Below are 686 nucleotides of genomic sequence, written 5' to 3'. Positions count from 1 at the left end.
CGGCATCAGAACAGACCGGTTCATTATCACCGCTGCCGGTCGTCAGACGGGTAACAAACCCGGCAAAGGCACTTTTATCGCCCTGCCAGTATTCATTTTTCAGCTGTGTATCGACCGGTGCATAACCGGTTGCATACCAGCTGCGGGTGAGTACCGGCATGGTCAGCACGCCGCCGGTATCACGGGCTGCGGTTGTATCGGTATCCTGCACCTCCACACAACCGAACCCCCAGAATTCCCGCTCGCGGGCGTCCCAGACGCCGTGATGGTAACTCACTTTGCTTACCCGTTTGTTGCCGGTGATGTCATCTCTGGTGTCTGTCCGCCATAAGGTGTGCACCGGGAACGGCAGATAAGAGACCGGCTCGCGGGTTTTATCATCCAGACGGAACTGCGCGGAGCTGCGGTAATGCAGTTTTTGCACCATTCCCGTCTGGTTACTGACCTGATTCAGCAGCCACGGTTTTTCGGTGGTCAGGTGCAGCAGATAATGACGTGGCGTGGTGTGCGGCACAGTCAGCAGCAGACTGGCCACGCCCAGTCCCTGCACATCTGCCACCTGCAGGCGGCAGGTGTGGTCATAGCGTACACCGGCGGGGAGTTTTACGGTGAGCGGCTTATCAAACCCGTTGCCGCTGCGGTTGCGGTAAATTTCAATATAATCACTGCGGGCATACAGAATATCG

The 686-nt window shown here is 57.1% G+C and carries 1 protein-coding gene; it reads right to left on the bottom strand.

Annotated features, from left to right (window positions below):
* Positions 1 to 686: toxin TcdB middle/N-terminal domain-containing protein (locus tag ACMHKJ_RS19315; RefSeq protein WP_413496471.1), on the bottom strand; the 686-nt coding region annotated here is incomplete at both ends.

Source organism: Morganella psychrotolerans (assembly GCF_965118875.1).
Taxonomy (GTDB): Bacteria; Pseudomonadota; Gammaproteobacteria; order Enterobacterales; family Enterobacteriaceae; genus Morganella; species Morganella psychrotolerans_C.
This window is presented reverse-complemented; position numbering and strand designations above follow the sequence as displayed.